Genomic DNA, 22,823 nt, shown 5'->3' with positions numbered 1-22,823 from the left:
CGGTCTACCCCTCCGCCGTCCGTTCCGCGGGCGGCAGCGTCACGACCACCACCGCGCCCCCGTCGTCCGGGTCGTTGGACAGCTCCACCTCCGCGCCGATCGCCCGCGCCTGACCGAACGCGATCGTCAGCCCGAGCCCGGTGCCCTGCCCGCGCTCGGCCGTTCCGGTGCGGAACCGCTGCGGCCCGTCCACCAGCAGCGCCTGCGGGAATCCCGGCCCGTGGTCGCGGACCACCACGCGCGGGCCCTCGACCCGTACCTCCACCGGATCGGCGCCGTGCCGGCGGGCGTTGGCGACCAGGTTGGTGACGACGCGCTCCAGCCGGCCCACATCGGTCCGCACATACGTGTCCTCGCCCGGAGCCGGCGCGGTGAACTCGCAGCCCAGCCGCTCCATCGTGCCCGCCACCAGCTTCCCCAGCGGATGGGCGGCGAGGTCAGGCTCCTCCGTGCGGGAGTCCAGCCGGACCACTTCCAGGAGGTCCTCGGTGAGCGCGCGCAGCACGGCAACCCGGTCCCGTACGAGCTCGGTGGGCCGGGACGGCGGCAGCAGTTCGGCGGCGGTCTGCAGCCCGGTCAGCGGGGTGCGCAGCTCGTGCGCCACGTCGGCGGTGAACCGCTGCTCGGCCTCGATGCGGCGCTGGAGGGAGGCGGCCATCGTGTTCACGGCGGCGGCCAGCTGGGCCACCTCGTCCTTGGTGGCCCCGGGGTCGCGGTCGCCGCCGGCGATCCGGGCGTCCAGGTCGCCGTTGCTGATCCGGCGGGCCGTCGAAGCGGCGGTGCGCAGCGAACGGCTCAGCCGGGAAGCCAGCACGGCCCCGCCGACGGCGGTCAGCGCGACGACGACCGCACCCCACACCACCAGGCTCTGGTCCAGCTCGCGGATCTCGGCGCTCTGCGCGCCCAGCGGCAGCCTGACCGACAGCACCTGGTCGCCGATCGGGCGGGCCGCCCACACGGCGGGGGCGGGCCCGGACAGATCGAGGTAGGTGTTGCGGTTCCCGGCACGGGCGTCGGCGGCCAGCGCGGCGGGCAGCTCGGGGGAGTCGAGCGCGGAGCCGGTGTCCCCGGCATCGACGTGCCCGGTCAGCTCGTACAGCTGCCGTACGCGGTACAGCTCGGCGATCGCGGAGCCGCGGGCGGTCTCGGCGACCTGTGCGCCGCGCGCGTGGTGGATCAGCATTCCGATGGTCAGTGCCACGAGGGCGGCACCGGCTGCGGGCAGCGCGGCGATCTTCCAGCGCAGGCTGAGCCCGGCGGCGAAGGAGCGCACGAGGCGGGCGGCGCGGCGGATCACGGGGCCCCTGACGGAGTGGACGTCGGTGTGGAGGAGGGTGCGGAAGGCGGTGCGGACGGGGGTGTCCGCGCGGGGGGCCGCGGCTGCTTCGGGGCCGGCGGGGGCACGGACCGCGGGACGCTCCTCCTGGGGCCGTCGGGTTCCTGGTCCGGGCCCTGGCCCTGGTCCGCGCCCGGCTCCTTCGCCGTGCCCTCCGTGTTCTCCGTACGGTAGCTCCGCACCTCGCTGACGGTGATCATCCGGTTGCCGTCCCAGCGGTAGCGGACCGCCTGCTCGCCGCCGTCGGTCGCGGAGCCGCGCACGACGAGATCGACCCCGATCGCCTCGACGACCGGGCGTACGCCACTGGTGTAGAGAATCGGCACGATCTTCCCCTCGCGCACCGTGTATACCGCCAGCACCACCCGCCCGCTCTCCAGATCCACCGCGCTGATCAGCTCGGGCTTCCGGTCGCCGGTCAGGTCGTGCAGCACGGCCGGCCGGACCCCGGGCGTGCCGGGCTTGTCGACGGGCCCGCGCCTGGTCAGCCGACCCATGCGGGGATCGGCGCGCAGAACGTCCAGCTGGTCCATGGCGGCGAGTCCGCCCGCGGGGACGGCCGGCGAGTCGGGCAGCGGGTCGGGGGCGGGCTGGAGCTCCGGGTCGGTGACCGCGTCCGACAGCGAGGGCGAGGCGGGGGACCAGGCGGGCCACAGGGTTTCGGGCTGCGGCTGGGAACTGGCGGACGGGGCGGGTTCACCCTTGCCGAGACCGGACGGCGCACCGCATCCGGTCAGCAGAAGGCCGCAGGCGAGTGCGGTGAGGGCCACCGTGCCGGCCGGGGTCCGGGCCGGGGCCGGGGCCGACACCGGGGCCGATGCCGATGCCGGGGCCGGTACGGCGGGGAGCGGTCCGCTCGTTCTGCGCATGCTGCTCGTTCTGCTGGTACGGACACAGGGGGCTCCCCGACCCTACGTACCGAGCATCACGGCAACCCGGACATTCTGTAACAACCATGCGTACGGTCCCGCTCGGTCCGGATACTTTCGCCCCGGACCCGTGCGCGGGCGGCGGCAGGACCCGCCGGAGCGGGGCGGACACGCGATACACCCGAACGAGTGGTGCGGGTTTGGAAGTTGGGCGTGGCCAGGAGCAATGTGCCGTGCATGCACAGCTCCCACCTCAAGACCCTGTTCACGGCGGCGGCCCTGGCGGCGACGTTCTTCGCTCCCACCGGTGAGTCCCACGCGGCCGATGCCCAGCCGGCGGTGGCCGTCGCACCCGACTACGAGCAGTGGATCGGAAAGACCCTCGTACGGACCGGCGAGGCCGACCCCGCCGACGTACCCGCCGACCGCCTCGTCCACGAGCGGGACATCCCCAAGCCGTACCGGATCGTCAAGCCCGGGTCGATCCTGACGCAGGAGTACCTGCCGGACCGGCTCAACGTCCACGTGGACGACCGGAACCGGGTCACGCGCGTCAACTTCGGCTGAGCCGACGGGCCCTGGGGCCCGTCCGGCGGATCTTGCCGCGGCCGCGTGCCCTGGCACGCACGCCCCCAAGGTCTTGAGGACCAGGGGGACCCCTCGGCGTTGTCGTCAATCTTCCCCAAGCTCTCCACTCCGTTCGAGCAGGGGAGGCCCCATTGCCCCGCTCAGCCGCACCGAACGGGCAAGGTCACCCCATGCAGCCTGATCCGCCGGACGGGCCCTGGTTCTCGGGCCTGCCCGGCACGAGGCCCGCCGTCCATCCGCCGTCCACCGCCAGCTCCGCCCCCGTCACGTACGCCGCCGCGTCCGAGAGCAGGAAGGCCACGGCGGCGGCGATCTCCTCGGGCACCCCGACCCGCCCCAGGGGTGCGCCGGGGTACTTCCCTTCGCCGACCTCGATGCCCACGTGCGCGGTCATGTCGGTGTAGGTCATCCCCGGGTGAACGGAGTTGACCCGGATCCGGGACCCGCCCAGCTCGGTGGCCCCGATCTTCGACAGCCCGCGCACGCCCCACTTGGACGCCCCGTAACCGGCGGTCCGCGCCATGCCGGTGAGCCCGGCGGCCGACGAGATGTTGACGATCGACCCGCCGCCGCCCTCCCGCGCCACCGGCACCAGGGTCTTCATCCCGATGAACACCCCCACGAGGTTCACCTCGACGATCCTCCGGAACCGCTGCACATCGGCGTCCTCCAGCAGCTCGCCGCTCGATGTCCCGGCGTTGTTGACCAGCCCGTCCACCCGCCCGAACTCCCGGAGCGCGAAGGCGACGGCGGCCTCCCAGTCGCTCTCGCTCGTCACGTCGTGGGACACGAAACGGGCCGCGTCCGCGCCCAACTCAGCCGCCAGCGCCGCCCCTTCCGCCACCCGTACATCGGTGACGACGACGCGACCGCCCCCGTCCACGACGGCACGCGCCGCGGCGGCGCCCAGCCCCCGGGCGCCCCCGGTGACGAGCACGACCTTCCCGTCCAGCGCCAACGCCCCGTCCGTACCGGCCACTTGAGCCCACCCGCCTCTCCGTCGTATGCCGAACAGGCATACCTCATCCGGTCGGCGGCCAGTGTGTCAGCGGGCGGGTCCCCCTGCCAACGCCTCGGTCACCCCGGTTTCCCGCTCACCGAGAAAGTGCGGATCGGGCCGGAACGCGGCGTCCAGCGCGGCCTTCCCCGCGGCGAACACCTCGCGGGCCCCGCCGTAGTACCAGGTCGCGTCGTGCTCGTCGTCGACCCCGACGCCGAAGCCCTCGACCCCCGCCGCGTCGCACAGCGCGACGGCCCGCCGTATGTGGAAGGCCTGGCTGATCAGCACCGCCCGGTCGACGCCGAAGATCTTCTTGGCCCGTACGCACGAGTCCCAGGTGTCGAACCCGGCGTAGTCGCTCACGACGTGCCGGTCCGGCACCCCGTGCCGGACCAGATAGCTTCGCATGGCATCCGGTTCGTCGTACTCCTCGCGTCCGTTGTCCCCGGTGACGAGCACGACCCGGACCTTCCCCGCCCGGTACAGCTCGGCCGCCGCGTCCAGCCGGCGCGCCAGGTACGGAGTCGGCTCGCCCTTCCACAGCCCGGCCCCGAAGACGATCGCCACGTCCCGGTCCGGCGCCTGCGCGGTGTCCCCGACCTGCCCGCCGGTGGCCGCGTACGTCCAGGTCGAGGGCAGCAGCGCGAGCACGCACCCGGCCATGACGGCCTGCACCAGCCGCCGCTTCGTCCGCCGACTCCTCGGCAGTCGAATCTCCGGCAGCCGGGGCCACTTCGCCTTCAGTCGCCCGAACCGCATGACATTCCCCCTGGTGGTACCCGATGGCTCTTCGTCCGTTGGACGCTCGGGCGCCGCGGAAAGTTCCCCCGCCGTGCGGCGGGCGGCCGCCGGGTCGATCGGCGGAATTCTTTTGAATGCGGTGCGCATGGCGGGGAATTGCCGGGGCACCCGTCTGCCTGGAGGTTGATAATTATGGTTCCCCTGCTACTCGTACTCCTGCTGGTCCTGATCCTTTTCGGTGCGGGATTCGCAGTCAAGATTCTGTGGTGGATCGCCATCGCGGTGCTGGTCCTCTGGCTTCTCGGATTCGTCGCCCGCTCCGGAGGTACGGGTGGCCGACGGGGTCGCTGGTACCGCTGGTAGCTGAGATGTGACGGCGGAGCCGCAGGGCGGTGGCGAATTCGGGTGGCCCGGAAGATTCCCTTCCGGGCCACCCGTACGCCATGTGCGGCGAATTCCGGCCGAAGACACGACCGGCCGGGAAAACCCGTGTGGGGAAGAGAAGTCCGGGCACTCGTCCGGCAGCGGGAAAGCCGCACGCTAAGGAGCGGCCGCTTTTCCGGTACGGAATGCGTGCACCACAAGTCAACTGCCTACGATGAAGGAGCCATTCATGAGCGAGAACATCTGGGGCTACCGGCCGACCGCCGGTTACCGGGCGGGCACCAGCCTGATCGGGTTCAAGGTCGAGGCGACCGACGGCAGTATCGGCAAGGTCGACAAGCACTCCGACGAGGTGGGCTCGGCCCACCTCGTCGTCGACACCGGCGTCTGGATCTTCGGCAAGCACGTGCTGCTGCCGGCCGGCATGGTCAGGACGGTCGACGCGGTCGAGAGGAAGATCTACGTGGACCTGACCAAGGACCAGATCAAGGACGCGCCCGAGTTCGACAAGGACAAGCACATCGGCGACCCGGGCTACCACGAGCAGATCGGCGGCTACTACGGCAGGCACCGCCGCATCTGAAGGGTGAGCCGACGGCCGTGAGCGCCGCGCGCGGGGCCGGCCGGGAGCGCATCCCGGCCGGCCCTCGCGCACGGGCCGCGTCGGCACGGAGAGCGGCGGTATTTCGCTGGAGCCGGACGTACGGACGCCGAATACTCGCCCCATGACGACGGACGACACGAACGACAAGAACAACGAGAACAACGAGCACAACGAGAACGGCAAGAACACCGTGCGGGTCGGCGAGGGCGACAAGGAGCTCGCCGGCCGGCTCGACGAGGAACTCACCGCCTTCAACAGCCGGGCCACCGGGGCGTACGACGAGCAGGAGCTGTCCGTGCGCGTCACCGACGAGACCGGCGCACTCGTTGGCGGCCTCACCGGCTCCACCTGGGGCGGCCTCGGCAGCACCCACATGCTCTGGGTGCGCGAGGACGCCCGCCGCGACGGCTGGGGCAGCAAGCTGATGCGGGCCGCCGAGGAGGAGATGCGCCGCCGCGGCTGCGACCGGGCGATGGTGTCGTCGTTCACCTTCCAGGCGCCGGACTTCTACAAGGGGCTGGGGTACGAGGAGACCGCGCGGCTGCCGGGGATCCCCGGCGGGCACGAGGACGTCTTCCTCTTCAAGAAGCTCCCTCGCTGACTCCTCCCCAGGTCCTCAAGAGGCTCCCCGCAGGCCGGGCAGGCCGGGCCGCGTACGGAATCAGCCGTCACTCCCGCGCAACGCCGACGCAATCCGCGAGGAGGAGCATCGGGACATGACGACAGAGTCGGCAGCACCGCGAGAAACCCCCGGGGACCCCGCGCGCACGCACGGCGAGCCCCACTCCCTGCCCCTCGACAGCACCGCCGAACTCCTCACCCGTATCACCGCCCAGCTCTCCGCCCAGCTCGGCCGGGTGTCCCGCAACGGGACCCGGACACCTCCGGGGTCGCCCACACCCGCCTGACCTGCACGCGGCGGGTGGGGGCGACTGTCGGTGGCTGCGGTTACGGTCATCGGTATGGAAAGCACCGCATACGACTCGGCCGCGACGCAGCGCTGGGACGCCGAGCCCGACAAACGGCCCGGCAGGACCGCGTTCCAGCGCGACCGCGCCCGCGTGCTGCACTCCGCCGCGCTGCGCCGCCTGGCGGGCAAGACCCAGGTGGTCACACCCGGTTCGAGGAGCCAGGTGTGGGACTCCAGCCCCCGCACCCGGCTCACCCACTCCCTGGAGTGCGCCCAGGTCGGCCGCGAGCTGGGCGCCGCCCTCGGCTGCGACCCCGACCTGGTCGAAGCGGCCTGCCTCTCCCACGACATGGGCCACCCGCCCTTCGGGCACAACGGCGAGCAGGCCCTCAACGACTTCGCCAAGGACTGCGGCGGCTTCGAGGGGAACGCCCAGTCGCTGCGCCTCCTCACCCGCCTCGAACCCAAGCGCTTCGTGTCCGGCGCGGAGACCGGCGAGCCTGTCAGCGTCGGCCTCAACCTCACCCGGGCCGCCCTGGACGCCGCCACCAAGTACCCCTGGCCGCGCGGCAGTCACCCCACCGACCCCGCCTCGGTGAAGTTCGGGGTGTACGAGGACGACCTCCCCGTCTTCCGCTGGGTGCGCGAAGGCGCCCCCGAGTTCCGCAAGTGCTTCGAGGCCCAGGTCATGGACTGGTCCGACGACGTCGCCTACTCGGTGCACGACTTCGAGGACGGACTGCACGCCGGCCACCTCGACCCGGGCCTCCTCCTCGCCGAGCCGGAGCGGCGCGAGATCTACGAGGTGGCACGCGGCCGTTACGTCTCCGAGGACACCGACCCCGCCGAGCTGGCCGCCGCCCTCGACCGGCTCACGGACCAGGAGTGGTGGCCGCACGGCTACGACGGCTCGGCGATCTCCCAGGCCCGCCTCAAGGACGCGACGAGCCAGCTCATCGGCCGCTTCTGCACGGCGGCGGAGACCGCGACGAGGGCCGCCTTCGGCGGCGGCCGGCTCACCCGGTACGCGGCGGAACTGGTGGTCCCGCGCGAGACGCGCAACGAGTGCGCGGTGCTGAAGGCGGTCGCCGACCGGTACGTGATGCAGCGCGAGGAGCAGGAGCGGCTCCGCGCCGACCAGCGCATCGTCATCGCGGAACTGGCCGAGGCACTGACGCTGCGGGCGCCGGGGGAGGGGCTGGACCCCCAGTTCCGCGCCCTCTTCGACACGGCCCCCGACGACAGGGCCCGCAAGCGCGTCCTGGTCGACCAGATCGCGGCACTGACGGACTCGTCGGCGAGGTCGCTGCACGAGCGGCTGACGACGCGGCGCTGAGCGCCCCGGCCCGCCCCTGCCCACCCCCTCTTCCCCCGTAACCGTCCGTGCGGGACGCTCGAAACCCCACGCGCACACAGGAGGCATCAAGTGGTCGACGCAGATCAGACCTACCTCATCGTCGGCGGCGGACTCGCCGGCGCGAAAGCGGCCGAAACCCTCCGCACGGAGGGCTTCACCGGCCGGGTGATCCTGATCGGTGACGAACGCGACCACCCCTACGAACGCCCGCCCCTCTCCAAGAGCTTCCTCGCGGGCAAGTCCGACCGCGACTCCGTCTTCGTCCACGAGACCGGCTGGTACGCCGCCAACGACGTCGAACTCCACCTCGGCCAGCCCGTCGTGCACCTCGACCGCGAGGGGAAGACCGTCCGCCTCGGCGACAGCACCCTCATCCACTACGACAAGCTCCTCCTCGCCACCGGCTCCGAGCCCCGCCGCCTCGACATCCCCGGCACCGGACTCGCCGGCGTGCACCACCTGCGCCGCCTCTCCCACGCGGAGCGGCTGCGCGGCGTCCTCGCCGCCCTCGGCCGTGACAACGGGCACCTCGTCGTCGCCGGAGCCGGCTGGATCGGCCTGGAGATCGCCGCCGCCGCACGCGGCTACGGGGCCGAGGTGACGATCGTCGAGCCCGAGCCGACCCCCCTGCACTCCGTACTCGGCCCCGAGCTCGGCCAGCTCTTCACCGACCTGCACGCCGAGCACGGCGTCCGCTTCCACTTCGGGGCCCGCCTCACCGAGATCGTCGGCCAGGACGGCCTCGTCCTCGCCGCCCTCACCGACGACGGCGAGGAGCACCCCGCCCACGACGTGCTCGCCGCCATCGGCGCCGCCCCCCGCACCGCCCTCGCCGAGAGTTCCGGCCTGGCCCTCGTCGACCGCGCGCACGGCGGCGGCATCGCCGTCGACGGCCACCTGCGCACCAGCGACCCCGACATCTACGCCACCGGCGACGTCGCCGCCGTACCCCTGCACCTCCCCGGCAGCCCGCTGCACGGGCAGCGGCTGCGCGTCGAGCACTGGGCGAACGCCCTCAACGGCGGTCCCGCCGCCGCCCGCGCCATGCTCGGGCGCGGGGCGTCGTACGACCGCATCCCGTACTTCTTCTCCGACCAGTACGACCTCGGCCTGGAGTACTCGGGCTGGGCGCCCCCGGGGACGTACGACCAGGTCGTGGTGCGCGGCGACGCGGGCAAGCGCCAGTTCATCGCCTTCTGGCTGAAGGACCACCGGGTCCTCGCGGGCATGAACGTCAATGTGTGGGACGTCACCGACCAGATCCAGCGCCTCATCCGCAGCGGCACCGAGGTCGACCAGCACGCCCTCGCCGACCCCTCCGTGCCCCTGGAGTCGCTGATCGCGGCCTGATCGCACCCGCCCGCACCCCGGTCCGCCGACCACGCACGTCGGAGTGTCCGACCCGCCCCGTACACTTCACGCGTGGCAGGCAGGATCAACGACGACGACGTGAAGGCGGTCCGGGAGGCGCTCCCGATCGACGCCGTCGTGTCCGAGTACCTTCAGCTCCGCAATGCGGGCGGCGGCAACCTCAAGGGCCTCTGCCCCTTCCACGACGAGAAGTCCCCGTCCTTCCAGGTCAGTCCGAGCAAGGGTCTCTTCCACTGCTTCGGCTGCCAGGAGGGCGGCGACACGATCGCCTTCGTGATGAAGATCGACCACCTCACCTTCGCGGAGACGGTCGAGCGCCTCGCCGCCCAGGCGGGCATCACCCTGCGGTACGAGGAGGGCGGCTACAACCCCTCCACCCAGCGCGGCGAACGCACCCGCCTGGTCGAGGCGCACAAGGCCGCAGCCGACTTCTACATCCAGCAGCTGGAGAGCCCGGAAGCGGAAATCGGCCGCAAGTTCCTCGCCGAGCGCGGCTTCGACCAGGGCGCCGCCGCCCACTTCGGCGTCGGCTACAGCCCGGCGGGCTGGGACCACCTCACCCGCTTCCTGCGCGGCAAGGGCTTCAGCGACAAGGAGCTCATCACCTCCGGCCTCTCCCAGGACGGCCGCCGCGGCCCCATCGACCGCTTCCGCGGCCGCCTGATGTGGCCGATCCGCGACATCGGCGGCGAGGTCGTCGGCTTCGGCGCCCGCAAGCTCCGCGACGACGACAACGGGCCGAAGTACCTCAACACCCCCGAGACCCCGATCTACAAGAAGTCCCAGGTCCTGTACGGAATCGACCTGGCCAAGAAGGACATCGCGAAGGTCAGCAGGGCCGTCGTCGTCGAGGGCTACACCGACGTCATGGCCTGCCACCTGGCCGGCGTCACCACCGCGATCGCGACCTGCGGCACCGCCTTCGGCGGCGACCACATCAAGATCCTCCGCCGCCTCCTGATGGACAACGGATCGGCCCGCGTCATCTTCACCTTCGACGGCGACGCCGCGGGCCAGAAGGCCGCCCTGCGCGCCTTCGAGGACGACCAGAAGTTCGCCGCCGAGACGTACATCGCGATCGCCCCCGACAACATGGACCCCTGCGACCTGCGCCTCATCAAGGGCGACGAAGCGGTCGTGGACCTCACCCAGCCCCGCACCCCGCTCTTCGAGTTCGCCCTGCGCCAGATCATCGCGCGCTACGACCTGGAGACCCCGGCCGGCCGCGCCGCCGCCCTCGACGAGGCGGGCCCGGTCGTCGCCCGCATCAAGAACAGCGCCTCGCAGCACGAGGTCGCGGTCCAGCTCGCGGGCATGCTCGGCATCCTCGACACCCAGTTCGTCGTCAAGCGCATCGCGCAGCTCGCCCGCTGGGCGAAGGACCGGGGCGGCCGCGGCGCGCCGTCCCCGCAGACCCCCCGGCAGTACGACACCGGGGCGCCCGCCCCCGTCGTTGCGGGCCCCGCCCTCAACCTGCGCAGCCCCGTCCACCGCACCGAGCGCGAACTCCTCAAGCTCGCCCTCCAGCGCCCCGACCTGGTCTCGCCCGCCTTCGACGCGTACGGCGCCGACGAGTTCACCGCACCCCCGTACGCCGCCGTCCGCCAGACCATCGAGGAGGCCGGTGGCGCCGAACTGGGCGCCGGGGCCGCCGCCGACTACCTGGCCAGAGTCCGCGAAGCGGCCATCAACGACCAGGTCAGAGCCATGGTCACGGAACTGGCCGTCGAAGCGATCCACGCGAAGACGGTCGACGAGGTGTACGCGGGCGTCCAGCTCGTCCAGGTCCGCCTGCGCGCCGTCGACCGCCGCATCCTCGAAGTCCAGGGCTCCCTGGCCCGAGTCGGCAGCAACGGCGACCCCGCCCACCTGGCCGCCGTGCAGAACGAACTCTGGGTCCTCCAGCAGTACGCCCGCTCCCTGCGCAACCACGGCGCGGCAGCCCTCTAGAACCTGTCCGCCGGACAGGCCTAGCGCTTCCGGGTAACCGCTCGGTCACGGACCGGACTCAAAAAGTCACCGCACGCCCCTCGCGGCGGTCGTGTGTCGCACCCCACACTGGAGTGCGGTGCCTGAGGCTCCGACCCGGCAGCGTTCACCCTGGAGGTCGCCCCCGTGCAGACCCAGACCCTGACCGATCTGGTCGCGGCCGTACCCACGCAGAGCCGCGCCGAGCGCCATCCGGAATCGACGGTGGAGGCGACGGAGTCCACCGACGACGCAGTGGAGGAACGCGAGCCGGAGAGCGAGCGGGAGCAGGAGCAGGAACGCCCCGACCCTCCCGAGCGCCCGCACCGGGCCGGCGAGTCCGCCACCCCGTCCTCCGACCTCTTCCGCCAGTACCTGCGGGAGATCGGCCGCATACCGCTGCTCACCGCCGCCGACGAGGTCGAACTCGCCCGCAGTGTGGAGGCGGGCCTCTTCGCCGAGGAGAAACTCGCAGGAGCGTCCGACCTCGATTCCCAACTCGCCCTGGATCTCGACAAGTTGGTGGTACGGGGCCGGATGGCGAAGCGCCGCCTCATAGAGGCCAACCTCCGCCTGGTCGTCTCCGTGGCGAAACGGTACGTCGGCCGGGGGCTGACCATGCTGGACCTGGTCCAGGAGGGAAACCTGGGCCTGATCCGGGCCGTCGAGAAGTTCGACTACGCCCGCGGCTTCAAGTTCTCCACGTACGCGACGTGGTGGATCCGCCAGGCCATGTCGCGGGCCCTCGCCGACCAGGCCCGCACGATCCGGGTCCCCGTCCACGTGGTGGAACTCATCAACCGCGTCGTACGGGTGCAGCGCCGCATGCTCCAGGAGCGGGGGTGCGAACCCACCCCGGAAGAGGTCGCCGCCCAGCTCGACCTCACGCCGGAGCGGGTCGGCGAGGTGCTGCGCCTCGCCCAGGAACCGGTGTCCCTGCACGCCCCGGTGGGCGAGGAGGACGACGTGGCACTCGGCGACCTCATCGAGGACGGCGACGCCACGTCCCCCGTCGAGTCCGCGGCCTTCCTGCTGCTGCGCGAACACCTGGAAGCGGTCCTCTCGACCCTCGGCGAACGCGAACGCAAGGTCGTCCAGCTCCGCTACGGGCTGGCGGACGGCCGCCCCCGCACCCTCGAAGAGATCGGCCGCATCTTCGGCGTCACGCGGGAACGCATCCGCCAGATCGAGTCCAAGACCCTCAACAAACTGAGGGACCACGCTTTCGCGGACCAGCTACGGGGTTACCTGGACTGAAGCTTTTAGGGGCGCGGGGCGCGGGGCGCGGGGCGCGGGGCGCGGGGTGCGGGCGGGGACGCGGGGCGGTGGCGAGCGCGTGCGGTCGGGGTGGGGCGTGCCGCAGTGGGGGGCCGCCCCCTTGCCCACCCGTCCCGCCCCCGGGGGCGGCCCCGCTGCCCAAGGGGGCTAGGGCGGGTTCACTGCCCAAGGGGGCTAGGGGGCAGGCAGTTAGGGGCGCGGGGAACTGCGCGACCAGCCACGACGCACCCGCACGAAGACCACTCACCCCCGGTGCCGGCACAGCAGCCCCCCACCCCCCCCGGCCGGAGGCCGGTTACTCGACCTCCACCACCGCCTGGGCGAACTGTGCCGCGTACAGCCCCGCATAAGCCCCCTCCGCCGCCAACAGCTCCCCGTGCGTCCCCTGCTCCACGATCGCGCCGTTCTCCATCACCAGGATCACGTCCGCGTCCCGGATCGTGGAGAGCCGGTGCGCGATCACGAACGAAGTCCGCCCGTGCGCCAGCCTGGCCATCGCCTTCTGGATCAGCACCTCGGTCCGCGTGTCGACCGAACTCGTCGCCTCGTCCAGCACCAGGATCACCGGATCCGACAGGAACGCCCGAGCGATCGTGATCAGCTGCTTCTCGCCCGCGCTGACCCCCGCCCCCTCGTCGTCGATGACGGTGTCGTACCCGTCCGGCAGCGTCCGCACGAAGCGGTCCGCGTGCGCGGCCCTGGCCGCCTCCTCGATCTGTTCCGGTGTGACAGGCCCCGCCGCCCCGTACGCGATGTTGTCCGCGATCGTCCCGCCGAACAGCCACGTGTCCTGCAGCACCATCCCGACCCCGGACCTGAGCTCCTCCCGCGACATCTTCGCGATGTCGACGCCGTCCAGGGTGATCCGGCCCCCGGTCACCTCGTAGAACCGCATCAGCAGATTGACCAGGGTCGTCTTCCCGGCCCCCGTCGGCCCGACGATCGCCACCGTCTGCCCGGGGGAGACCCGCAGCGACAGGTCCTCGATCAGCGGCTTGTCCGGCTCGTAGCGGAAGGAGACGTTCTCCAGCTCCACCGCCCCGCGCGGCTCGTCGGCGTCCGTCACCGGCAGCCCCGGCGCGTCCACCGCGTCCGGCGCCTGCTCCTCGGCGTCGAGCAGTTCGAAGACCCGCTCCGCCGAGGCCACCGCGGACTGGACCAGGTTGGCCATCGAGGCGACCTGCGTCAACGGCATCGAGAACTGCCGCGAGTACTGGATGAACGCCTGCACGTCCCCGATGGAAAGCGTCCCCGAAGCGACCCGCAGCCCGCCCACCACGGCCACCAGCACATAGTTCAGGTTCGACACGAACATCATCAGCGGCTGCATGATCCCGCTGTTGAACTGCGCCTTGAAGCCCGCCTCGTAGAGCTTGTCGTTCTGCTCGCGGAAGGCCTCCGCCGACTCGTGCTGCCGCCCGAAGACCTTGACCAGCGAGTGCCCGGTGTACATCTCCTCGATGTGCGCGTTCAGCGCACCGGTCGTCTTCCACTGCGCCACGAACTGCGGCTGCGAGCGCTTGCCGACCTTCGCCGCCACGACCACCGACAGCGGCACCGTCACCAGCGCCACCACCGCGAGCAGCGGCGAGATCCAGAACATGATGATCAGCACGCCCACCACGGTCAGCACGGAGTTGATGAGCTGGCCCATCGTCTGCTGCATCGTCTGACCGATGTTGTCGATGTCGTTCGTCGTACGCGACAGCACCTCGCCGCGCTTCGCCTTGTCGAAGTACGACAGCGGCAGCCGCGACAGCTTCGCCTGTACGTCCTGGCGCATCCGGTACACGGTCCGGTTGACCGCCAGGTTCACCATCCGCGTCGACACGAGCATCAGCAGGCCCGCGCCGACGTACACCCCGAGCACCACCAGCAGCACGGCACCCACCGCACCGAAGTCGATGCCCTGCCCGGGGGTGAAGTCCACCCCGGACAGCATGTCCGCGAACCCGCCGTCGCCGTTCCTGCGCAGCTGCTCCAGCGCCTGCGCCTTCGTGGTGCCGCTCTCCATGGTGCGGCCCACGATCCCCGCGAAGAGCAGGTCGGTCGCCGCACCGAGGATCTTCGGCCCGACCACCGACAGCGCGACGCTGAAGACCAGCGCCACGAACAGCACCCACAGCGCGGCCTTCTCCGGGGCGAGCTGCCGCACCAGCCGCTTCCCCGACTCCTTGAAGTTCATGGACTTCTCGGTCGGGGGTCCCGCCATCATGCGTCCACCGGGCCCGCTCATGCCGCCTCAGCCTCCGTCAGCTGGGAGAGCACGATCTCCCGGTAGGTCTCATTGGTCTCCATCAGCTCGTGGTGGCGTCCCGTACCCACCACCCGGCCCTCGTCCAGCACCACGATCCGGTCCGCGTCCCGGATCGTCGACACCCGCTGGGCGACGATGACGACGGTCGCCTCCGCGGTCTCCCGCCCGAGCGCCGCCCGCAGGGCCGCGTCCGTCGCGTAGTCCAGCGCGGAGAACGAGTCGTCGAAGAGATAGATCTCGGGCCGCTGCACCAGCGTCCGCGCGATCGACAGCCGCTGCCGCTGTCCGCCGGACACGTTCGTACCGCCCTGTGAGATCGGCGCGTCGAGCCCGCCGTCCAGCTGCTCCACGAAGTCCCGCGCCTGCGCCGTCTCCAGCGCCCGCCACAGCTCCTCGTCCGTCGCCTCCGGGTTTCCGTATCGCAAATTGCTCGCGACCGTCCCCGAGAACAGATAGGGCTTCTGCGGAACCAGCGACACCGTCTTCGCGAGCAGCACCGGATCCAGCGTCCGTACGTCCACCCCGTCGACCAGGACCTCCCCGCCGGTCGCGTCGAACAGCCGCGGTACGAGCCCGAGCAGCGTCGACTTGCCCGCCCCGGTCGACCCGATGATCGCGGTCGTCTCGCCGGGACGCGCGTCGATCCGGATGTCCTTCAGCACCGACTCCTCGGCGCCCGGATAGCTGAACTCGACGCCCCGCAGCTCCAGTCGGCCGTGCCGGTGCAGTTCGACGACCGGTGCCTCCGGCGGCACCACACTGCTGTCGGTGCCCAGGACCTCCTCGATCCGCTCGGCACACACCTCCGCGCGCGGCACCATCATGAACATGAAGGTGGCCATCATCACGGACATCACGATCTGCATCAGATACGCCAGGAACGCGGTCAGCGCACCGATCTGCATGCCCCCGCTGTCGATCCGGTGCGCACCGAACCAGACCACGGCGACGCTCGACACGTTCACCACGGTCATCACGATCGGGAACATCAGGGCCATCAGCCGACCGGTCGCCAGCGACACCTCCGTCAGGTCCTCGTTGGCCTTCCGGAACCGGTCCTTCTCGTATTCGTCCTTCACGAACGCCCGGATGACCCGGTTGCCGGTGATCTGCTCGCGCAGCACCCGGTTCACGGTGTCCAGCCGTTCCTGCATGGACCGGAAGAGCGGCCGCATCTTCCGCACGATCAGCGAGACGCAGATGCCGAGCACCGGCACCACCGCGAGCAGCACGCCCGACAGCGGAACGTCCTGGCCGAGCGCCATGATGATGCCGCCCACGCACATGATCGGCGCGGACACCACCAGCGTGAAGCTCATCAGGACCAGCATCTGCACCTGCTGGACGTCATTGGTCGTCCGTGTGATCAGCGACGGCGCCCCGAACTGTCCGACCTCCCGCGCCGAGAAGCTCTGCACCCGCGCGAAGACCGCAGCCCGGACGTCCCGCCCGAGCGCCGAAGCGGTCCGCGCCCCGTAAAAGACGGCTCCGACGTTGCAGACGACCTGGAAGACGCTCACCGCGATCATGAGCGCGCCGAACTCCAGGATGTAGCCCGTGTCCCCCTTCACGACACCGTTGTCGATGATGTCCGCGTTGAGGGTGGGCAGATAGAGGGAGGCGCTGGTCTGCAGCAGCTGCAGCACGACCAGCAGACCTATGGGTTTCTTGTACGGGCCGAGATGGGCCCGCAGCAGCTTGAGAAGCACGCGCAGTCTTTCGTCGGACGGCGGGGGACAGGGATGCGGCCTCCCATCCTCCGCCAACCGCCCCCACCGCGCCCAAGGGATTTCCCCAAACCCGGGTCAAGACCTGACCCCGCGCGCCCGGCCGGGAACCCGGGCGTGCCCGGCGGTCACACCCCTCGCTCCCGCCCGACCGCTACTCGGCAGCCCCGAACGCCCCGGGGTGGAGCTGCTCGCGCGCCGCCCCGTACTGCTGCCGCACCGCCCCGCCCGCCGCGAGTTCCTCGCCCGGCTCCAGCACCTGCGCCACCGCACCCTGCCAGGCCGGCGGAGCCTGCGGCGACAGCGTCCCCTGCGCCACCCCGAGCGCCCACGCCGCCTGCCGCGCCGCCCCCAGCGCCGCGTACTGCGCGGGCTGCGGCACGACCACCTGAGTGCCGAGGATCATCGGCGCCATCGCCTGCACGGCCGGCAGCTCGGCGGCCGCCCCCAGCAGGAACACCCGCCGCACCTGCACCCCGCGCGAGCGCAGTACGTCCATCGCGTCCGCCAGCGAGCACAGCATGCCCTCGAAGGACGCCCGCGCCAGGTGCTCGGGCTTCATCGACTCCCGCCGCAGCCCGAACAGCGTGCCCGCCGCGTGCGGCAGCCACGGCGTCCGCTCACCCTCCAGATACGGCAGCAGTACGAGCCCGGACGCACCGGGCGTCGACTTCAGCGCCAACGCGGACAGCTCCTCCAACCCGCCCTCCACGCCCAGCAGTTCGGCCGTCCCCCGCAGTGCCCGCACCGCGTTCGACGTGTGCACCACCGGCAGGTGCATGCCCGTCGCGTCGGCGAACGACGTGATCATCCCGCTCGAATCGGCCAGTGCCTCGTGGTGCACCGCCATTACCGAGCCCGAAGCCCCCAGCGACACCACGGCGTCCCCGACCCCGACCCCGAGCCCGAACGCGGCGGCCATCGTCTCGCCCGTACCCGCCGAGATCAGCAGCCCCTCCGGCGTCGTCCCCGCCGCGTCCGAGGGGCCGAGCACCTCGGGCAGCGAGGCCTGGTGCCCGAGCGCCAGCTCCACCAGGTCCGGCCGGTACGCACCCGTGGCCGCCGACCAGTAACCCGTACCCGAAGCAGCGCCCCGGTCGGTCGTCCGTCGCGCGGGCCGGCCGAGCAGCTGCCAGACCAGCCAGTCGTGCGGCTGCATGACCGCCGCGACCCGTGCCGCGTTCTGCGGTTCGTGCCGCGCCATCCAGGCCAGCTTGGCCAGCGGCTGCGGCGACGTCGGAACCGCCCCGACGGCCTCCGCCCACGCCTGCTTGCTGCCCAGTGCCTCCACCAGATCGGCCGCGGCGACCTGCGCCCGCTTGTCATTGCCCAGCAGCGCGGCCCGCACCGGCGTCCCGTGCGCGTCAAGAGGTACGAGTCCGTGCTGCTGCGCGGAGACCCCGATCGCCTGGACGTCGTCGAGCAGCCCGTCCGCGGCGGCGTCGCCCAGCGACAGCAACCACGCCTGCGGATCCGCCTCGGTGGCCTTCTCCTCGACCGGATGGGGGGCGTACCCCTCACGCAGTACGGCACCGGTGTCGGTGTCGCAGACGACGACGTGTGTGAATCCGGCCGAACTGTCCAACCCCGCGACTATGCCCATGCACACGATTCTGCCGCACCCCACCGAGGCGGGATGCGGCAGCTGTGGAATCAGTGACAGGGGGGAACAGACCTCGCCGGTGCCCCCGCACCCCCGGATCGGGCGCTGGCGGATCAGGTGTTGCTCGTGCCCCAGTCGTCCTCGCCGCTCTGCCTGCGCTCCTTCAGCGACCGCACCCGCTGGGCGACCGACTCGGGAACCCGGTTGCCCACCTTGTCGCCGACCTTCTCGGTGACGGTGTGCACCGCCTTGCCCGCGAACTCCCGGCCGCTCTGGGCCGCCGACTCCGCGGTGTTCCGCACGGCCGGGTTCTGGGCGATCCGCTGGGCGGACTTCCTGATCTGCTCGTACCGCTCGCGCCCGGCCCGGGTGCCGAGCACGTATCCGAGAGCCAGTCCGGCGACGAACGTGAGCCGGTAGCGCATGGCTGCCACCCTTCTCCTGCAACGGTGTCGGTGTGCCGACCGCCTACCCGGCCTGCCCGCTGATCATCCCGGGGCATACCGATTGGCGGAGCACCCCCCTGCTTGCGCTAATGTATGTCTCGCAGCGGGCGCACGCCCCCGGGAAGACCGGGCGGAGGTGCATTCGGTGCAACCGCAGCAATCCCCTGTAGCTCAATTGGCAGAGCAGCCGGCTGTTAACCGGCAGGTTACTGGTTCGAGTCCAGTCGGGGGAGCGCGGTCCCCTGTAGCTCAATTGGCAGAGCATTCGGCTGTTAACCGGAGGGTTACTGGTTCGAGTCCAGTCGGGGGAGCAGTAAGAAAAGAGGGCCTCCACGGAGGCCCTCTTTTCGTGTGTGCGTGCGCCCCTTGGTGTGGTGTGCGGCACGTTCGGGAACCGTGCGGGCAGCCCCGAAGTCCTCATGGTCATGCGTTGCCGACCATCCGAGGCAGGAGATCGTATGACCGGCTATGCTGCGGCAGACGGCGCGTACATGTGTACGCGCCACGCCGTGTGGGGGCAGTAGCTCAGCCGGTTAGAGCAGCGGACTCATAATCCGTCGGCCGTGGGTTCGAGTCCCACCTGCCCCACCACAGCAGTACTGAAGAAACGTTCCGAGCGTGAGGTCTTCCGCTCGCACCCGCACGACTCTGTTCCCCCGCCCCCGGCAGGTCTAGTCTGGGGCGCGAAGCCCCGGCCCCCGGCATGTGAGATCTGTCGAGGCGGCGTGTGATGCATTCGGTTCCAGCTCTTGAGAGTGGTTCTTCTTCCGAGGCGGTTCCTCTTCCCGTGCCCGTACCGGTGGCGCTCCGGGTCGTTCCCGGGCTGCTGCCGGTCGTGGTCGTGGCCGGGCGCAGACTCGGGCGGGCGAAGCCCGCGGAGTTCGGGGGCCGGGTCGGTGCGCCGTGGGTGCTCGATCTGTCGGGTGTACGGGCGTGCGACCTGCTGGGGGTCGGCATGCTGGTCGCGGTGTGGCGGCGGGCCCGTGCGTACGGCGGCGAATTGCGGCTGGTCGCGCCCTCGCAGGCGGTCGAGGATGCGCTGGCGGCCAGTGGGCTGAGACGGCTGCTGGCCGTGTTCCCGGATGTGGCGAGTGCGGTCGAGGGCTAGGGAGCCTGTCGTGGTCGTTCTGCTGGTGGTGGGTGTGGCGGTGCTGTTCGCACTGGGCTTCTCGTCGCCCGTGTGGTGGCTGGTCGGGGCAGTGGTGCTCTACGGGGCCTTGAAGTACGGGAACGGCGTCGGCGGCGGCGGTGGCGCCGCGAAGGGCGGGTACGGGGAGTACCGCGAGCGGCGCGAGCAGCGGGACAAGTGGGACCGGCGGTACCGGCGGCAGCACCGGGGGAAGCGGATCACGCCCGACCGGCCGACGGACCGGTAGTTCCCGAGGGCGGGAAGAGAACTGCGGCCGGTGGACCGCGCCGGGTGCCGTGACCGGCGTTCAGGTTGCCGCAGTATGACGCGGTTTCGGATCTGCGTTCCCTCTGTGAGACAACTGAACGAGCCATTCCGGTCTGGCGGCCGGGCGGTGGCGGTTGTCTTCGGCGAAAGGTGAACTCCATGGTCCTCTCCCTCCTCCGGCGCGCGCGGGCGAAGGCAGGTTCGGCGGGCGGCAGGGGCGGCGGCGGGCTCGTGCTGCCGGTGCCGCGCGGGGCCGGGACGGTCGGCTGCGAGGTGGTGGACCCGGTCGGGCAGAGGCTCGGCGGGGCCGAGATCGTGATCACGGCGAAGACGGACGGCCGGGTGGTGGCGCGGGGGACGACCGACCTCTTCGGGCTGTTCACCGCCGCACTGCCGGCCGGGGAGTACGGGCTGCTGATGACCGCCGAGGGGATGCGGCCTGCCAGCTGGTCCTTCTACATCGAACCCGGCGAGACGCTCACCATGGGCCGGGTCGAGCTGGAGGTGGCGCAGCAGCTGGAGCCGCCGTCGCCGGGCATGTGGACCATCGACCCGCCGCACACCGCGATCCGCTTCATCGCCAAGCACGTGGGCATGGCGAACGTGCACGGCCGCTTCCAGAAGTTCGAGGGCGGCGTACGGGTGGCCGCGAATCCGGAGGAGTCGGAGGTACGGGTGCGGATCGAGGCCGCGAGCCTGACGACCGGCAACAAGACCCGCGACAACCACCTGCGCTCCGGCGACTTCCTGGACGTCGAGAACTACCCGTACATCGACTTCGTCAGCGAGCGGTTCGTCCACCGGGGCGGCAACAACTGGTCCGTGCAGGGCGCGCTGACCCTGCACGGGGTGAGCCGGTCGGTGGCCCTCGACACCTCCTACCTGGGCGCCGTCAACGGCGGGTACGGGGAGGAACTGCGCTGCGCCGCCCGCGCGACCGCAGAGCTGCACCGCGAGGACTACACGCTGAACTGGCGGAACATGCTCGCGCGCGGCATCGCGATCGTAGGGCCGACGGTGCGCCTTGAGATGGACGTCCAGACGATGTTCCAGGGGCCCGACACCCCGACGCCGCCGGAGTAGGCACAGGTCAAGGGGCCTGTGCGCAGGGGTAGTTCGGACGAGTGGGCAGGGCGTCCGAACCGGGTCCGAACAGGATCCGATGCGGCGCGGCCCAGAGTCGTCCTCGTCGCAACGGATGCCTCGAACCCGCCTGGAGACGCCATGTCCCTCCGTACTGTCCCTGTCCCCACCCCCGTACCCGCGCGGGCCGGGGTCCGCCAGTGGCTCGGCCTCGCCGCCCTGCTGCTCCCGGTCGCCCTGATGACCGCCGACCTCGGGGTGCTGTGGCTGGCCACCCCGTACCTGACCGCCGATCTGCGGCCCACCGGGGCCGAGTTGCTGTGGATCACCGACATGTACAGCTTCATGACGGCCGGATTCCTGGTCGTGATGGGGACGCTCGGGGACCGGATCGGGCGGCGCAGGCTGCTGATCTACGGGTCGGGCGGGGTGATCGCGGCCTCTCTGCTCGCCGCGTACGCGTGGAGTCCCGAAGTCCTCGTCGGGGCGAGGGCGTTGCTGGGGGTGGCGGGAGCGGCGGTGCTGCCCTCCACGCTCTCCCTGATCAGCCACATGTTCGCCGACGCGCGGCAGCGGGCCACCGCCATCGCGATGTGGGTGACCGCGCTGTCGGTCGGCATCGCGGTGGGCCCGGTGATCGGCGGGGTGCTGCTCGACAGCTTCTGGTGGGGCTCGGTGTTCCTGGTGGGCGTACCGGTGATGCTGCTCGCGATCGTGGCGGCGCTGGTGCTGCTGCCGGAGTACCGGGGTTCGGGGGCAGGGCGGATCGACGCGCTGAGCGTGCTCCTGTTCCTGGGTGCGGTGCTGCCGGTCGTCTACGGGATCAAGAAGTTCGCGGAGTACGGGGTGCAGGGGGCGGTGGGGGTGGCCCTCGCGGTCGGCCTGGCGGCCGGAATCGCTTTCGTACGGCGGCAGTTGACGCTCGCCTCGCCGCTGCTCGACGTACGGCTCTTCGCCCGCCGGGAGTTCGCCGGAGCCCTGGTGATGCTGCTGCTCGGCATGGCCGCGCTCAACGGCGTCGAGTACCTGGCCCCGCAGTACTTCCTTGCCGTGGCGGGACTGTCGCCGCTGGCGGCGGGGATGTGGCTGCTGCCGGGAGCGGCCGGACTGGTCCTCGGCTCGCAGCTGACGCCGGTCCTCGCACGACGGGTACGGCCGGCCTGGGTGGTGGTCGGTGGACTGGTGGCCGTTCTGGCCGGGCTGGCGGTCGTGCACGGGGGCGGGGTCGCCGGGGTGTCGCTGGGACTGGCCGTGGTGATGTTCGGGATCGCCCCGATCAGCGTGCTCGGCACCGCGCTCGCGGTGGAGTCGGCACCGGCGGAGAAGGCGGGCTCGGCGGCGGCGGTCGGCCAGACCGCGTACGACCTGGGCCTGGCGCTGGGCATCGCGGTGACGGGCAGCGTGGCGACGGCCGTCTACCGGAGCGGTGTCGCGGAGAACGCTCCGGCCGGACTGCCCGCCGAGTCGGTCGACGCGGCCCGCGACACGGTCGGCGGGGCGGTGGCCGCGGCCGGGGAACTGCCGGGCGGGGCGACGGCGCTGGGCGAACGGCTGGTGGAGGCGGCCCGTACGGCCTTCGTCGGAGGATTCGAGACGGCGGCGCTGGTGAGCGGGGCGGTCGCGGTCGTGACGGCGGTACTGGTGGCGGTGCTGCTGCGGAAGGTTCCGGCGATCGGGGGCGGGGAGGAGGAGTCCCGCTGAGGGGGGAAGGGCTGAAGAAGCAGGGGGTCGTGCCGCTGAGCGGTACGGCCCCCTTGCGCGTGGGCGGTCGGATGCGCGGGCCGCGTCGGCCGTCCCGCAGGGACAGGCAGCGCGGGCGGGGCTCCTCGGCGCTGAGGAGGAGCGACTCCAGGCGTCGGGCCAGGTCGGCGGGGGCGGCACGGCCTTCTCGTACTCGGCGTGCTC

Annotated in this window: 21 protein-coding genes and 3 tRNA genes; 16 read left to right on the top strand and 8 right to left on the bottom strand. The window is 71.5% G+C overall.

Going from position 1 to position 22,823, the window contains the following annotated elements:
• Positions 1-4: 4 nt before the first annotated feature.
• Positions 5-1,297 carry an ATP-binding protein gene (locus ACH4SP_RS19825; RefSeq protein WP_398416639.1) on the bottom strand — a complete coding sequence of 431 codons (1,293 nt, stop codon included), beginning with the start codon at positions 1,295-1,297 and terminating at the stop codon, positions 5-7.
• A complete protein-coding gene (locus ACH4SP_RS19820) occupies positions 1,294-2,205 on the bottom strand; it encodes a hypothetical protein (RefSeq protein ID WP_398416637.1) in 912 nt (303 codons plus the stop codon). The genes ACH4SP_RS19825 and ACH4SP_RS19820 overlap by 4 nt, the downstream gene beginning before the upstream one ends.
• 237 nt (positions 2,206-2,442) lie before the next feature.
• On the opposite strand from ACH4SP_RS19820, the gene ACH4SP_RS19815 reads away from it, so the two are divergent.
• A complete protein-coding gene (locus ACH4SP_RS19815) occupies positions 2,443-2,772 on the top strand; it encodes an I78 family peptidase inhibitor (RefSeq protein ID WP_398416635.1) in 330 nt (109 codons plus the stop codon).
• A 184-nt stretch (positions 2,773-2,956) separates the two neighbouring features.
• Here ACH4SP_RS19815 and ACH4SP_RS19810 read toward each other — a convergent pair whose 3' ends face one another.
• Together ACH4SP_RS19810 and ACH4SP_RS19805 are read right to left on the bottom strand one after the other, a co-directional pair.
• Positions 2,957-3,772 (bottom strand): glucose 1-dehydrogenase, encoded by an 816-nt coding sequence (locus ACH4SP_RS19810; RefSeq protein ID WP_398416633.1) that lies wholly within the window; start codon positions 3,770-3,772, stop codon positions 2,957-2,959.
• 66 nt (positions 3,773-3,838) lie between these two features.
• On the bottom strand, positions 3,839-4,552 hold the full coding sequence (locus ACH4SP_RS19805) for a vancomycin high temperature exclusion protein (RefSeq protein ID WP_398416631.1): 714 nt from the start codon (positions 4,550-4,552) through the stop codon (positions 3,839-3,841).
• A 174-nt stretch (positions 4,553-4,726) separates the two neighbouring features.
• Between ACH4SP_RS19805 and ACH4SP_RS19800 the strand changes: the two genes are divergently transcribed.
• The 8 genes from ACH4SP_RS19800 (at position 4,727) to ACH4SP_RS19765 (ending at position 12,385) form a co-directional block, all read left to right on the top strand.
• Complete coding sequence (locus ACH4SP_RS19800) at positions 4,727-4,897, top strand: hydrophobic protein (RefSeq protein WP_398416629.1); 171 nt, start codon at positions 4,727-4,729, stop codon at positions 4,895-4,897.
• Positions 4,898-5,147: 250 nt separating this feature from the next.
• The gene (locus ACH4SP_RS19795) at positions 5,148-5,501 is read left to right on the top strand and encodes a PRC-barrel domain-containing protein (RefSeq protein ID WP_398416627.1); all 354 of its coding nucleotides are present in this window, start codon (positions 5,148-5,150) and stop codon (positions 5,499-5,501) included.
• Positions 5,502-5,643: 142 nt separating this feature from the next.
• Positions 5,644-6,123: a GNAT family N-acetyltransferase gene (locus ACH4SP_RS19790; protein ID WP_398416625.1), complete on the top strand. Its 480-nt coding sequence runs from the start codon at positions 5,644-5,646 to the stop codon at positions 6,121-6,123.
• Between the two features lie 115 nt (positions 6,124-6,238).
• Positions 6,239-6,430 carry a hypothetical protein gene (locus ACH4SP_RS19785; RefSeq protein WP_398416624.1) on the top strand — a complete coding sequence of 64 codons (192 nt, stop codon included), beginning with the start codon at positions 6,239-6,241 and terminating at the stop codon, positions 6,428-6,430.
• A 54-nt stretch (positions 6,431-6,484) separates the two neighbouring features.
• Complete coding sequence (locus ACH4SP_RS19780) at positions 6,485-7,768, top strand: deoxyguanosinetriphosphate triphosphohydrolase (RefSeq protein ID WP_398416622.1); 1,284 nt, start codon at positions 6,485-6,487, stop codon at positions 7,766-7,768.
• Between the two features lie 90 nt (positions 7,769-7,858).
• Positions 7,859-9,139 carry an NAD(P)/FAD-dependent oxidoreductase gene (locus ACH4SP_RS19775; RefSeq protein ID WP_398416620.1) on the top strand — a complete coding sequence of 427 codons (1,281 nt, stop codon included), beginning with the start codon at positions 7,859-7,861 and terminating at the stop codon, positions 9,137-9,139.
• 72 nt (positions 9,140-9,211) lie between these two features.
• Complete coding sequence (gene dnaG / locus ACH4SP_RS19770) at positions 9,212-11,110, top strand: DNA primase (RefSeq protein WP_398416617.1); 1,899 nt, start codon at positions 9,212-9,214, stop codon at positions 11,108-11,110.
• Between the two features lie 150 nt (positions 11,111-11,260).
• The gene (locus tag ACH4SP_RS19765; protein WP_398417194.1) at positions 11,261-12,385 is read left to right on the top strand and encodes an RNA polymerase sigma factor; all 1,125 of its coding nucleotides are present in this window, start codon (positions 11,261-11,263) and stop codon (positions 12,383-12,385) included.
• Between the two features lie 316 nt (positions 12,386-12,701).
• On the opposite strand, the gene ACH4SP_RS19760 is transcribed toward ACH4SP_RS19765, so the two are convergent.
• The 4 genes from ACH4SP_RS19760 to ACH4SP_RS19745 form a co-directional block, all read right to left on the bottom strand.
• Positions 12,702-14,642: an ABC transporter ATP-binding protein gene (locus ACH4SP_RS19760; protein ID WP_398416615.1), complete on the bottom strand. Its 1,941-nt coding sequence runs from the start codon at positions 14,640-14,642 to the stop codon at positions 12,702-12,704.
• The gene (locus ACH4SP_RS19755) at positions 14,639-16,372 is read right to left on the bottom strand and encodes an ABC transporter ATP-binding protein (protein WP_398416613.1); all 1,734 of its coding nucleotides are present in this window, start codon (positions 16,370-16,372) and stop codon (positions 14,639-14,641) included. Before ACH4SP_RS19755 ends, ACH4SP_RS19760 begins: the two co-directional genes overlap by 4 nt.
• Positions 16,373-16,544: 172 nt before the next feature.
• Complete coding sequence (locus ACH4SP_RS19750) at positions 16,545-17,993, bottom strand: FGGY family carbohydrate kinase (protein ID WP_398416611.1); 1,449 nt, start codon at positions 17,991-17,993, stop codon at positions 16,545-16,547.
• 113 nt (positions 17,994-18,106) lie between these two features.
• The gene (locus tag ACH4SP_RS19745) at positions 18,107-18,418 is read right to left on the bottom strand and encodes a YtxH domain-containing protein (protein WP_398417193.1); all 312 of its coding nucleotides are present in this window, start codon (positions 18,416-18,418) and stop codon (positions 18,107-18,109) included.
• 181 nt (positions 18,419-18,599) lie between these two features.
• On the opposite strand from ACH4SP_RS19745, the gene ACH4SP_RS19740 reads away from it, so the two are divergent.
• The 7 genes from ACH4SP_RS19740 (at position 18,600) to ACH4SP_RS19710 (ending at position 22,619) form a co-directional block, all read left to right on the top strand.
• A tRNA-Asn gene (locus ACH4SP_RS19740) sits at positions 18,600-18,672 on the top strand.
• Positions 18,673-18,677: 5 nt separating this feature from the next.
• A tRNA-Asn gene (locus ACH4SP_RS19735) sits at positions 18,678-18,750 on the top strand.
• Positions 18,751-18,953: 203 nt separating this feature from the next.
• Positions 18,954-19,030: transfer RNA gene (locus tag ACH4SP_RS19730), tRNA-Ile, on the top strand.
• Between the two features lie 196 nt (positions 19,031-19,226).
• A complete protein-coding gene (locus ACH4SP_RS19725; protein WP_398416609.1) occupies positions 19,227-19,547 on the top strand; it encodes an STAS domain-containing protein in 321 nt (106 codons plus the stop codon).
• 10 nt (positions 19,548-19,557) lie between these two features.
• Positions 19,558-19,815 (top strand): hypothetical protein, encoded by a 258-nt coding sequence (locus tag ACH4SP_RS19720; RefSeq protein WP_398416607.1) that lies wholly within the window; start codon positions 19,558-19,560, stop codon positions 19,813-19,815.
• 179 nt (positions 19,816-19,994) lie between these two features.
• Positions 19,995-20,918: a YceI family protein gene (locus ACH4SP_RS19715; protein ID WP_398416605.1), complete on the top strand. Its 924-nt coding sequence runs from the start codon at positions 19,995-19,997 to the stop codon at positions 20,916-20,918.
• Between the two features lie 141 nt (positions 20,919-21,059).
• Entirely contained in the window at positions 21,060-22,619 is a 1,560-nt protein-coding gene (locus ACH4SP_RS19710; protein WP_398416603.1) for an MFS transporter, read from the top strand.
• The last annotated feature ends 204 nt before the right edge of the window (positions 22,620-22,823 follow it).

The organism is Streptomyces sp. NPDC021093, from assembly GCF_044333135.1.
In the GTDB taxonomy this organism is placed as follows: Bacteria; Actinomycetota; Actinomycetes; order Streptomycetales; family Streptomycetaceae; genus Streptomyces.
This window is presented reverse-complemented; position numbering and strand designations above follow the sequence as displayed.